A 14092-nucleotide genomic window follows, 5' to 3' on the forward strand; every position below is an offset into this window, starting at 1 on the left:
GTGATCGCATGAGTGGAATTCATTTAGAACACATCAGTCAGCACTTCGGTGAGCAGATTGCTCTCAACGATGTCAGTCTTACGGTGAATGAGGGAGAGTTTTTCTCCCTTCTTGGTCCTAGCGGCTGCGGAAAATCAACATTATTAAACATCATTGGCGGTTTTTTAGAACCAACAAAAGGCGTCGTCTATATTGGCGATCAGGATGTGACAGCTTTGCCGCCTTACCAAAGAAAAACAGGTATGGTCTTTCAAAGCTATGCACTTTTTCCACATCTGACTGTATTTGATAATGTGGCGTACGGGCTAAAGGTTCAAAAGAAAAAGAAGGCGGAAATTAAAGAGAAGGTGATGGAAAGCTTGTCTCTTGTTCAATTAGAGGCATTTGCGAAACGGATGCCCCACCAATTAAGCGGTGGTCAGCAGCAGCGGGTAGCGATTGCAAGAGCGCTGGCGATTCAGCCGTCTGTTCTCCTTCTTGATGAACCGCTCAGCAACCTAGATGCCAAACTAAGAAAAAACATGCAGACAGAGCTGCGAAATATTCAAAGGAATGTCGGGATAACAACCATTCTTGTGACACATGATCAAGAGGAGGCCTTAAGCCTTTCTGATCGGGTTGGAATTTTAGGAGAGGGAAGAATTCAGCAGATTGGGACGCCTTTAGAGGTGTACCGCCAGCCAAACAATCGATTTGTAGCTGAATTCATCGGACAGGTGAACATCTTTGAGGCCGTGTACAATGAAGCTGATGCGGCATTTACAGTTCCGCATGTAACCTATTCAAACGGTCAGCCTCTTCAGCTGCAGGCTGCGGCACATCAAGAGAAGAGGGAAAAGCAACTGCTTATGCTGCGTCCTGAAAGAATCAGCATCTCTTCGGAGCGGGAGGAAGTAAAGCCGAACCATGTATCAGGCGTGCTGTCAGATGTGAGTTATATTGGGCATTCATTACGTTTGGTTGTGGGGCTTGATAATGGTGAAATCATTGTCCATGCTTCTGATGCGGCATTTCCCGAGCTGCCTGAAGTTGGAGAAACCGTCCATATCCATTGGCAGCCTGAAGATATCGTTTTCTTAGATTCGAAGGTGCATACGTGATGCGAATCAAGAAAAAGAATCAACGATTTCATTGGTTTATGCTGCTGCCAGCCTGTTTGTTTCTTGTAGTATTTTTACTAGCTCCTCTGGTGATGATGCTAGTTCTCAGTTTTCGCGATGTCGATTCGATGATGAATACATTACAAACGTATAGCTTTTCTCAATATATGCATGTGTTCACGACAGATGCATATGTAAAGGCGATTGGAAGTACTGTGTGGGTGGCTTTGCAGACAACGGTGATTTGTTTATTGATGGCATACCCCGCAGCATACGTGCTCGTCAAAGCACCTAATCCGCGTTTGCGGGCATTTTTCTATATCCTACTTGTGTCGCCGCTTTTGACAAGTGTTGTGATTCGGACATTTGCATGGATTGTTCTTCTTTCGCAAAATGGTCTGATCAATGGCATGTTACTAGATTTACAGGTGATTGAGAAGCCGCTCTCGATGCTGTGGAATATGAATGCGGTCATTATTGCCTATGTCCAAGTCATGCTGCCATTTGCAGTACTGCCGATCGCAACAAGCTTAACCGATATGGATCGTCACTTAAGACCGGCTTCTATGAGTCTTGGAGCTGGCCGGATTCGAACCTTTTTTCATGTCACCTTACCACTGACCATTCCAGGCATGGTGACTGGCGCGATCATCGTCTTCTCATTGGCAGCAGGAAGTTATATCACCCCGCTGTTAGTCGGCGGACGGATGCAGCCGCTGCTGCCGCTGTCAATTTATCAGCAGGTCATGCAGGTGTATAATCTGCCTCTTGCTGCAGCTATGTCCTTTACATTATTGGTTTGTGTGCTTGTGGTAGTCAGTCTATTAAGCTATTTATTGAAGCGTTGGGAGGCGAGGATGCATGCGTAAAAAGTCAATAGGTGACCGCTTGCTTTCCATCCTGATTTGGACTGCTGGGTCATTGGTTTATCTTTTTTTAACCATACCTGTTCTTGTGATCGTCCTATCTGCTTTTAGTCCAAATGCCTTTCCTGAATTTCCACCGACTTCGTTCTCTGTGCGCTGGTTTCATGAGGTCGTGTCAAATCCAGAATGGATGGAATCTCTTCGGATCAGTGTGATTCTGCTGTTCATCGTGACGCCTCTCACGGTTCTTTTAGGGACAATGGCTTCGTATGCTTTAGCAAGGCTTTCCTTTAAGGGAAAGGAGGCTGTCCAAGCTTTCATTCTGTCACCTCTCATGATTCCTCAGGTGGTGTTAGGGATTGCAATGCTTTACTTGTTTACGGCTATGGGTTTTACAGGGTCTTTGTGGGCGCTCGTCATTGGTCACGTCATCATTGGTTTTCCCTATGTGGTTCGAACGGTAGGCGTGAGTGTTTCGAATTTAGATCCGCGGCTTGAGCTGGCTTCAATGAATCTCGGCGCAGGACCCATTCGCACGTTTTTTCGAGTCACATTACCTTTGATTAAGCCGGGAATCATTGCAGGAGGGGTGTTTTCAGCTGTGACGTCATTTGGGGAAATATCGATCAGTTTGTTCGTTTCCTCTCCTCAAACCATTACAATTCCTGTCAGGACCTTTAATTACATTGAGCAGACCTTTGATCCAAGTGTCAATGCGATATCTGTCATATTTATTATCATTTCTATCATTGCGCTGCTCATTATTGAAAAAACGATTGGTCTGTCTAAGGTGATGTAAATATAATGAAGAAACAAGGAGTTGTCATTTGAAATGACAGCTCTTTTTTTTGTTGTTTTTACAGTAAAAAAATTCATTTTTTTAGGGAATATAGTTCTTAAGATTTAAGAATTTGCGGGGAACGCAAGGAGACCTCTATCCTACATTTTCGGTCATATTTTCAAAATTTAAGGGAAAATATGAAATTTTTGCGGTATTTAGTCGATTATTTTCGGTTGAACGCAACTATTATTAGTTATTTTCGGTAAATATCGTCAATTCTCACAGGATCCCTTCGGTATAACGCATGAATCTTTACACCCATTTTTCGGTGAAAAAAACAATATTTTCATATAAAGTGGACGTAAATAGAAAATATCTAAAAGAAAAGAAGAAAAAGGCAAATCTATGGAAACATAGAGACGCAAAGCCATGTCCTAAGGTAAATGATTCTTTTTTTGCTAAGGTCGGCAGGCTACCGAATGAAAATGGGAGTCCCTCCGTTTTATTCGGGGTGGGCTCCTTTTCGGTTTAACCGTCTATTTTAATGAAATAGACTTGGTTCTTTTGATATAGAGGGTGCAGGGTGAAATTGGTGGAGAAAACATAGAAGAGGCGGAGGATGAGAATGAATACAGTTTATTACCCCTTAACACATGCGCAAAAGCGAGTATTCTACACGGAAAGATTTTATCCAGGTACAAGTATTTCTAATTTGGGTGGATTCGCCAGGTTGAGATCAGCATCTGGTCTCGATCCTTCTTTGGTCGTCGATGTGCTTCAAGCGTACATTCGACAAACTGACTCTCTTCGGCTGAGGCTCGTGTATCGAGATGAAGAGGAGGAGCCTGTTCAATATATCAAACCTTATGAAAAACAGCCGATTCGCATGGAAAAGGGCTGGAGTGAAGAGGAAGTAAGGGTTTGGGCAAACGAGCAGATTCGTGAGCCAATGCCATTGATTGACAGCCCTTTGATTGAATTTACGGTGTTTCAAATCAGTGATCAAGAGTGCTGGCTGTTCTGTAAAGCACATCATATTGTCGCGGATGGTATTTCCATCATTCTAATGGGAAATCGCATTATTGATTTATATCATAACATGCTGCAAGGAGTAGACATCTCGCCAGTTGAGGAGATTTCCTTCGTTGATCACATCATGAGTGAGCAGACCTATGAATCTTCTAAACGTTTTCAAAAAGACCAAGCTTTTTGGAATGAGCAATTTGCTCATATTCCAGACTTCGCATCTTTAAAACCGCATAAGGGATACGAGATGAGTTTGCATGCGGAGCGATTTTCAGGGGATGTTCCAGATTCTTTAAAGGAGAAGCTTCGTGTTTTTTGTGAAGAACAGAAAGTCAGTATGCTTTCGATGTTTATGTCCACTGTCTATATTTACTTACATCGCTTTAGCGGTATGGAGGATGTCGTTCTTGGAACCTTTATGGGCAACCGGACGAATGCCAAAGAAAAAAAGATGATTGGGATGTTTGTATCCACGATTCCAATGCGTGCATCTGTTCAAGGATCGCAATCGTTTCTTGATTTCGTAAAGAAGGTCATGGCAGATCAAATGAAGATCTTGCGACACCAAAAGTACCCTTACAATTTGCTCATGAATGATTTGCGGGAAAGAGAAGGCTTTACAGGACGCCTTTTTGATATTTCTTTAGAGTATCAGGTGATGCAGTGGCAGAAAAAAGAGAATCTGTCGTTCATTACTGAACCGATTTTTAGCGGGAGCGGAATGAATGATATTTCAATACATGTGAAAGACCGCTGGGATACTGATACATTGACCATTGATTTGGATTACCGTACAGATGTATTCACAGAAGAAGAAATGAGTAAGATGTTTGATCGATTCTTGATATTACTAGAAGCGGCCGTCTCTCAGCCTGATCAGCTGATTGGGACACTGCCTTTACTTTCAGCAGGTGAACAAAAGGAGCTGCTGCAATTATCTGAAGGAGAATCGTTTGAAAGGCCAGCAGCAAAACCGGTTCATCACCTGTTTGATGAGACAGCCAACAAATATGCAGACCGGACAGCCGTTGTAGCAGAAGATGGAACAATTACTTATGGAGAGCTGCAACAACAGGCAGAAAAGCTGGCACGTTTTTTACAAATGAAAGGTATCTCACGTGATGTGCCTGTTGCTGTTTTGATGGAGCGGAAGACAGATGCCATGGCAGCAGTCTTCGGCATACTAAAGGCTGGTGGGGCATATGTACCAATTGATCCGGCATTACCTGAGGAGCGCATTCAATTTATTGTGGAGGATTCAGGTGCTTCTATTGTGTTAACAGAGGAATCGTTCATTCAAGAGTACCCAGCCCTCTCGGAAAAATTGATCGTGCTGCAGCAAATATTATTAGATGATGGACGGCTGCCTGAGCTTGTAGATCAGACGGCGCCGGATGATTTAGTCTACATGATTTATACATCGGGTACGACTGGAAAGCCGAAGGGCGTCATGATTGAGCATCTTCAGCTTCATCATTTGGTCCATGCTTTGCATCATGAGATGTATCAAGGGGCGAATGAGCTACAAATGGCGCTTCTAGCCCCATTCCATTTCGATGCATCGGTCAAACAAATCTTTGCTGCCCTTTTATTTGGACATACGCTTCATATCATCCCGCGAGAAACGACGAGAAATGGCATGCAGCTAGCGGCTTATTATAGAAAACATCAAATTGAAGCGGCAGATGGAACACCGGCGCATGTGCAGCTTTTACTTGCTGCGGATTTGGACGGGCTGTCATTGACGCACATGTTGATTGGGGGAGAAGCGCTGCCTGCGAAAGCAGCACGTTCACTCATCGAAGCAGTTCGTATGAGTCAGCCTGATTTTACTCTGTGGAATGTGTATGGTCCAACTGAGACGTGTGTGGATGCGGCGGTGCATCGTCTAGATCTCAGTGAGTTGAGCGAATCAACTGAACAGCGCTATGTGTCGATTGGAAAACCGCTTGGTCATCATCGCATTTATATTTTAAATGAACATGATCAATTGCAGCTGCATGGGGCAGCAGGAGAACTGTGCATTGCCGGTATAGGTGTTGGGCGAGGCTATGTGAATCAGCCTGAATTGACGGAGAAGGTATTCACAGCAGACCCGTTTTCTCCGCATGAGCGGATGTATCGAACGGGGGATCTAGTCAGATGGCTTCCGGATGGCACGATTGATTATCTTGGCAGAATGGACGATCAAGTGAAAATAAGGGGTTACCGGATTGAAACAGGCGAGATTGAAGCTGTGATGGAGCAGGTAGATGGAGTTGATAAGGCTGTCGTGCTAGTGGTTGGCGAAGCGGATGGAGAAAAGGCGTTAAGTGCTTATTATCAAGCTCGTCATGAAGGTGTGTCTGTTGACATGCTGCAAACGGCTATCAAACATCAGCTTCCAGCGTACATGATGCCTCTTTATTTCAAAGAGCTCGATGCTTTTCCGCTCACAGTCAGCGGCAAAGTCGACCGTCGTGCACTTGCTGCATTAAAAGGTGATAGAGCGGTACATGCTGTTTATACGGCACCTAGAAACGATATAGAAACGAAGCTTGTTCATTTGTGGGAAGACATTCTAGATCAAGAGAAGATCGGTGTGTATGATTCTTTCTTCGATCGAGGCGGGCATTCGCTCAAAGCAATGACCGTACTTACACAGGTTCAGCGAGACTTTCAAGTGGAGGTGCCGCTCTCCGTTTTATTTGAACAGCAGACAATTGCTGCTCTAGCTGCTTATATTGAGCAAGCAGAAAGGTCTTCTGAAACGGTGATACCAAAAGCGCCGGCTGCTGATCATTATCCATTGTCACCTCCACAGCAGCGAGTCTATATGGTGAGTCAATTGGAGCAAAGCACTGCATATCATATGCCTGCTGTTGTGAGGTTAAAAGGAACTCTGCAGCTTGAGAAGCTGACTGAAGCCTTTGACAGGCTGATTTCACGTCACGATATGCTGCGCACTTCTTTTCATACGATAAAAGGTGTTCCTCGTCAGCGGATCGTTTCATCAGTGTCCTTTCAAATAGAACAGCTGACAGGCGGTACGATGGAAGAAAACATGCAGCAATTTGTCAGACCTTTTGATCTTGAGTGTGCACCGCTTCTTCGAATTGGTTTGCAGTCATTGCATGATCAGGAGCATTTGCTCTTTTTCGATATGCATCATTTGATTTCAGATGGTCTTTCGATCGATTTGATGCTGCGTGAGCTGTCAGATGCTTACGAGGGATCGGTTAAAGCACCATTGAAGCTTCAATATCAAGATTATGCTGTTTGGCAACAGCACCAAGGCTTTCAAAAAGAAGAGGCATTTTGGCTGCAAGAATTTTCGGGTGATATTCCGGCTTTACAGCTGCTGACTGATTATCAGCGTCCAGCTGTCCAGTCTTTCGCAGGTGATCGTGTCATCAAAGAAATAGATGAAGCGTTAAAGAATCAATTACAGGAGCTTGCAGCAAACCATCACACGACACTGTATACGGTCTTGCTTTCTGCTTACTATACATTGCTTGCCAAATATACAGGTCAAAAGGAATTTGTGGTCGGCACACCGGCGGCAGGGCGTGTGCATACAGATTTGAATGACATGATCGGTATGTTTGTCCAGACACTTGCTTTGCGGTCTGAGGTAGATCCGAATGGAACCATGTCTCAGCTGATTGAGCAAGTAAAGAAAAAGACAATGCAGGCATTTGAGCATCAGCAATATCCATTTGAACGGCTGCTTGAAAAGCTGAATGTGCCAAGAGATTTTAGCCGTCATCCATTGTTTGACACCGTCTTTACACTCGCGCCAGATCATGGAGCAGCCCAGCATATTGGAGACATGCTGGTCGAGGTTGAAGAAACCAATTTTCATATTGCGAAATTTGATTTAACACTGCAAGCGATGGAGTCCGATCAAGGTTTATCCTTTGTACTTGATTTCAGTACGGCGCTATTTAAACGAAGTACGGCAGAGCAGATGATGAAACATTATGTTTATCTGCTGGAGCAGATGGTTCAAGCACCGCAGGAAGCTATTCAATCCTATCGATTACTGTCTGAACAAGAAGCAGAAGCTCAGTTAAATAGGTGGAATCCGTTACCTTCGCCTTATCCAGCAGAAGAAACCATTGTGACGCAGTTTGAAAAACAGGTGCAGCAGCATGGTCATCAGCCTGCATTGCAATGTGAAGATGTGGTTCTTTCTTATCAAGAGCTGAATGACCGAGTGAATCAGCTTGCTCATTATTTGCGTGAAAATGGTTTTGAAAAAGGGATGAAAGCGGCCTTATTCTTTGAACGTTCCCATGAAATGGTGCTCTCTGTTTTGGCTGTGCTTAAGGCTGGCGGTGTCTATGTACCAATTGACCCCGATTTCCCTGATGAGCGCGTGAAGCACTTTTTAACAGACAGCGGTGCGCAATTCTTACTGACACATCAAGTGCTGCGCCATCGCTCAGTGCTCACTGCATTTGAGGGAACCATCATAGAAACAGAAGATCAAGCGATTGCTCAGCAGTCAGACAGCCCTATAGATGCTCATATTTTACCTGAGGACTTGGCGAATTTGACCTATACATCAGGTACAACCGGTAAGCCTAAAGGAAATATGGTGACACACCGGAACATTTTGAGAACGGTGAAGCAATCGAATTATCTCACCATTCATCCTGAAGACACGGTGATGAGCCTCTCAAACTATGTATTTGATGCCTTTATGTTTGATGTGTTTGGTGCATTATTAAACGGAGCGAAACTCATTGTTCTGCCAAAGGATCATATTTTAAACATGAATGAGCTTTCTGGTGCGATTGAGAAGGAAAAAGTCAGTATTTTAATGATCACAACAGCTCTTTTTCACTTACTCATCGACATGAAAAAAGACAGCCTGAAAAACGTAAGAAAAGTGCTGTTTGGCGGAGAACGTGCTTCTGTGCCTCATGTAGTGACTGCACTTGAGACAGTTGGGAAAGACAAGCTTGTTCATATGTACGGACCTTCTGAGAGCACAATTTTCACCACATATTATCCTGTGAATCATATTGAGAAGCAGGCGTTATCCATCCCAATCGGAAAGCCAGTGAGTCAAACGGCTGTTTATATTGTAGATGAGTTTGGACATGTTCAGCCGCCGGGTGTGGCGGGAGAGCTATGTGTCGCTGGTGATGGACTGGTGAAAGGATATTATAAGCAGCCAGAACTAACAAGCGAAAAGTTTGTCAACAATCCTTTCCGTCCTGGAGAGGCCATGTATAAAACGGGCGATCTTGCACGCTGGCTGCCGAATGGAAATATTGAATTCATTGGACGGATCGATCATCAAGTGAAGATTCGCGGACAGCGTATCGAGCTTGGTGAAATTGAACACCAGCTGCTGCAGCATCCTCAGGTGAAGGAAGCTGTCGTCATTGCTGCTTCGAATGACACCTTATGTGCGTATTTCACAGCAGAAGGATCTGTTTCATTATCTGATTTGCGCGAGCAAGCAGGGCGTGAACTGCCTGTATATATGATGCCGGCATTTTTCATGCAATTAGACGAGCTTCCTTTGACGAATAATGGCAAGGTCGATAGGCGGGCGCTGCCAGCACCTGATCTCAGTGAGCAGGGGGCAAATGAATACACCTCTCCTCAAACAGATACAGAGCGTCTGCTGGCGAACATTTGGGAGGAAGTTCTTGAAGTGCCGCGAATCGGCAGGCATGATCATTTCTTTGAATGCGGAGGTCATTCGCTGCGCGGCATGAAAATGCTGAACAGGCTATATGAAGAGATGCAGGTGGAGCTCACATTGAAGTCTTTATTTGAATCCCCAACATTAGAAGCGTTCGCCCTTGCGGTTGATCAAGCGGATCAAACGGAGATCAAGCGAGTAGAAGTTGCCAAAGAGGCGTCCTATTATCCAGTGACATCTGCTCAGAAAAGACTGTTTGTTTTGGAGAAAATGACTGATGCGGAGCAAAGCTATCATATGCCGGCTGCCTTAAAGCTAGAAGGAGCCTTTGATGAAAAACGATTTGAAAAGGCAATTGATCAGCTAGTCCAACGTCATGAAGCTTTCCGAACGAGTTTTGATTTTGTTCAGAATGAACCTGTTCAACGGATTGAAACAAATGTCTCTGTAGACATTGAAAAAATTGAACAGAATGGCCGGGACATACAGGAATTAATGAATGACTTTATCAGGCCATTTGATGTAGAAAAAGCGCCTTTACTCAGAATAGGGCTGGTTTCTGTCTCCGTAAATGTCCATTATTTACTGATTGACATGCATCATATCATTTCAGATGGTGCGTCTGTTGGCATTTTAATTGAGGAGCTATCAGCCCTGTATCGAGGAGACAAACTAGAGGAATTACCTGTTCAATATAAGGATTATGCAGTTTGGTCAAAAAGTGAGGCATCTGCTGCGCAAAAAGCAGCTGAAGAGTCATTCTGGCTGGATCAATTACAAGGGGAACTGCCTGTACTGGCACTGCCGGAAGACTTACCAAGGCCAAAAGTGCAAACATTCGCAGGAGATCGTGTCTCATTGACAATCGAAGGTTCGCTTAAAGCGAAATTGGACGAACTCGTTAGAGCGCTCAACAGTACGACCTATACAGTCCTGCTTGCTAGCTACAGTATTCTTTTAAGCAAGCTTTCAAGACAAGAGGATATCATCATTGGCTCTCCGGTTGTTGGCAGAACCCATCCTGATATTCAATCTGTGATCGGCATGTTTGTGAACACGCTGGCACTTAGAACAAGACCAGCAGGACATCAGACAGCTGCTGAATTTGCGTCAAATGTTCATCAGCTTGTGTTAGAGGCAAACGAGCATCAGCTGTACCCATTTGAAGAATTGGTAGATCAGGTGCAAACGGTTCGAGATACAAGCCGCCATCCAATTTTTGACGTGGTATTCTCAATGGAAAATGCGGATATTCGTGATTTATCAATGGATGGGCTTCACATTGTTCCACAGCCATTCGAAGAGAAGATCGCCAAATTTGATTTGACCTTAACTGGAAACGAATCCGCAGATCAAATTGAGCTGGTGTTTGATTTTAATTGTTCTATCTTTCAAAAGACGTCAATTGAAAAGTGGAAAGAATATTTCCTTCATTTGCTGGAACAAATGGTGTCAGCACCAGATCAATCGTTAGATCAAATGCGATTATTGTCACCACAGCAGCAGCAAAAACAGTTGAACGAATGGTCAGGTCCTGTTCTAGACGTCCCGTCAGATCAAACCGTTCATGCCCTGATTAAGGCTAAGGCGCTTGAAGCACCGCACCAAAAAGCAGCGGTCTTCTGCGGAACGAGCTGGACGTATGATGAGCTGAACCATCGGGCGAATGTAGTCGCTTCAAGACTCATCACAAACGGCACAAAACCAGGCGACCGCGTCGGCATTCTCACCCGCCCTTCTCTTGACATGACAGCCGCTGTCCTTGGCGTTCTCAAGGCAGGTGCGGCATTCGTTCCAATTGATGCAGACTATCCAGCGCAGCGTATTGCCTATATGCTGGAAGACTGCGGGGCAGAGGTACTTCTAATGCAAAAAGGACTCACTGCACCATCTTCATTTACAGGTCATGTGTTGTTCATAGAAGATGCGGTAGAAGGAGAAGCTCACGAGATTCAGGTTCATATCAAACCAACGGATCTCGCTTATATGATTTACACCTCTGGGACGACGGGACAGCCGAAGGGTGTCATGGTTGAGCACCAGTCCCTTGTGAATCTTGCATTCTGGCACAATGATGCGTTCCAAGTGACGAAAGACGATCGAACTGCGAAATATGCCGGCTTTGGCTTTGACGCCTCCATTTGGGAGATGTTCCCGACGTGGATCGCCGGCGCAGAGCTGCACATTATCGACGAAGCGATTCGCCTCGATATGATCAAGCTCAATGCTTATTTCAATGAAAAAGGCATCACCATTGCCTTCTTGCCGACCCAGCTATGCGAGCAGTTTATGTCAATGGACAACCATTCTCTGCGTTATTTACTAACAGGCGGAGATAAGCTGAAACAGGTAAAGCCAGTCCCATACAAACTAGTGAATAACTACGGTCCGACTGAAAATACAGTCGTAGCGACAAGCGGAGTCATCGATCCAGAACAAGGCACGATTCCGATTGGAACAGCGATTGCCAATACACGTTTTTACATCATGGGTTCTTTATACGACCTGTCGCCGCCAGGCGTACCCGGTGAGCTCGTCATTGCAGGAAAAGGACTGGCAAGAGGCTACTGGAATCTTCCGGAAGAAACCGACAAACGATTTGTCCCAGATCCATTTTATCCAGGCGAGCGCATGTACCGCACAGGCGATCTAGTGAAATGGACAGAGGATGGCGAGCTGATCTATCTCGGCAGAATAGACCATCAGGTCAATATCCGCGGCTTCCGGATTGAACTGTCAGAAATTGAAGCGCAGCTCCTGACGCTGGATTCGGTCAAAGAAGCCGTCGTGACAACGGTCAAAGATGCGGGTGATCAGGACGCCCTTACCGCTTACGTGATCACGAAGAACGATACAGATACAGAGAACTTAAAAGAAAGCCTAAAACGCACGTTACCAGAATACATGGTGCCATCATGGATCATAAAACTAGACCAATTTCCAATGACGGCCAATGGAAAAGTCGATCTCAAAGCATTGCCAGCACCTGATATCGAAGCGAATCAAACGGTATACGAAGCACCAAGAGACGAAGTGGAAACACTGCTTTGCGGCATTTGGGAAGATGTCCTTGGCGTCAGCCGAGTCGGCATTCACGATCACTTCTTCTTCCTTGGCGGAGATTCCATTAAAGGCATCCAAATGGCAAGCAGACTCACGCAAGCGGGCTGGAAGCTCGATATGAAACTTTTATTCCAGTACCCAACGATTGCGGAGCTGCGCCCATATATCGAGGAAGCTGATCAAATGACAGCTGACCAATCACCTGTCGAAGGAGAAGTCATTTTAACACCGATTCAACGCTGGTTCTTTGAACGAAACTTTACGAATCAGCACCATTGGAACCAATCGATGATGCTTCATGCGCCAAATGGTTTAAATGAGAAAAACGTTCAGCAAGTACTAGAGCAGCTCATGATTCATCATGATGCATTGCGAATGGTGTATCCGCTCGAAGAAGGGCGCGTCATCCAGCGTCATCGAGGAATCGAGGAAAACAATGTGGCAATTGACGTGGTGGAAGTAAAAGGAGAGCTGTCGCAGCAAATCAGGCAGGTAGAAAAGCTGGCAAATGAAGTGCAGGCGAGTATACCGCTAGCAGACGGGCCTTTAGTGAGACCTGCCATTTTCCGAACGGATCAAGGGGATCATTTATTGCTGGCTGTACACCATCTTGTCATTGATGGTGTGTCATGGCGCATTTTCCTTGAAGATTTCATGGCTCTTTATGAACAGTCGAAGCGCGGGGAAACTCTTACCCTTCCTGAAAAAACACACTCCTTCCAAGAATATGCCCAAAAGCTGACTGAATACGCTGTGTCAGATGAGCTGCTATCGGAAAGAGATTATTGGAAAAAGGTGCTTGCGCATTCCGTTCCTCCACTTCAAAAGGATCATGTCACGGAGGATCAACGAATGCTTCATACACAGACCATTCGTTTTGCATTGTCTGAAGAGGAAACACGCAGTCTGTTGACGGATGTACATGAAGCCTATCAAACAGAAATCAATGATATTTTGCTGACGGCATTAGGGTTGTCCATGAAAGAGTGGACAGGTGAAGACAGGCACTTTATTCATCTTGAAGGACACGGGAGAGAGGACATCCTTCCTGCAGTCAATATATCACGGACCATCGGCTGGTTTACTAGTATGTATCCTGTGTTATTGGATATGTCGCATGCAGACGATCTTTCTTATCAGATCAAGTATTTAAAAGAGGAACTCAGACACATTCCGAACAAGGGCATCGGCTATGGCGTTTTAAAATACTTAACGCCTGACAAGATGAAGGACGATATCGATTTTCAAGTCACACCAGATATCAGCTTTAACTATCTTGGTCAGTTTGATGAACAGATCGGCGGCGGTGAATTGAGGCGTTCTCCATGGCATGCAGGACAATCGCTGAGCCCTGAATCTGAGAAACCTCATGCGCTGGATATTGTTGGTTTCGTAGAACAAGCAATGCTCCATGTGACGATTTCCTATCATCACCTTGAATTCGAAGAACGTACGATCGAACAGTTCAAGGAACTCTTAGAAAAGAATGTGAAGGCACTGATCTCACATTGTCTATCACAGGATGAGAGTCAGATCACACCTAGTGATGTGGGGGATGAGGATCTCACCATGGACGAACTTGAAAAGCTAATGGATCTATTTTAAGCAAAAA

4 protein-coding genes and 1 riboswitch are annotated in these 14092 nt (G+C 44.9%); all 4 genes read left to right on the forward strand.

Features of this window, described 5'->3' with window-relative positions; translation table 11 throughout:
* Positions 1 to 8 precede the first annotated feature (8 nt).
* The gene (locus NSQ34_RS01925) at positions 9 to 1100 is read left to right on the forward strand and encodes an ABC transporter ATP-binding protein (protein ID WP_073203739.1); all 1092 of its coding nucleotides are present in this window, start codon (positions 9 to 11) and stop codon (positions 1098 to 1100) included.
* Entirely contained in the window at positions 1100 to 1969 is an 870-nt protein-coding gene (locus NSQ34_RS01930) for an ABC transporter permease (protein ID WP_025092818.1), read from the forward strand. Before NSQ34_RS01925 ends, NSQ34_RS01930 begins: the two co-directional genes overlap by 1 nt.
* Entirely contained in the window at positions 1962 to 2765 is an 804-nt protein-coding gene (locus NSQ34_RS01935) for an ABC transporter permease (protein ID WP_024424298.1), read from the forward strand. The genes NSQ34_RS01930 and NSQ34_RS01935 overlap by 8 nt, the downstream gene beginning before the upstream one ends.
* 368 nt (positions 2766 to 3133) lie before the next feature.
* Positions 3134 to 3227: riboswitch (cyclic di-GMP riboswitch) on the forward strand.
* 145 nt (positions 3228 to 3372) lie between these two features.
* Positions 3373 to 14085, forward strand: a complete 10713-nt coding sequence (locus NSQ34_RS01940; RefSeq protein WP_342501021.1) for an amino acid adenylation domain-containing protein — start codon at positions 3373 to 3375, stop codon at positions 14083 to 14085.
* Positions 14086 to 14092: the final 7 nt, after the last annotated feature.

It is taken from the genome of Bacillus sp. FSL P2-0069, assembly GCF_038593315.1.
In the GTDB taxonomy this organism is placed as follows: Bacteria; Bacillota; Bacilli; order Bacillales; family Bacillaceae; genus Bacillus; species Bacillus safensis.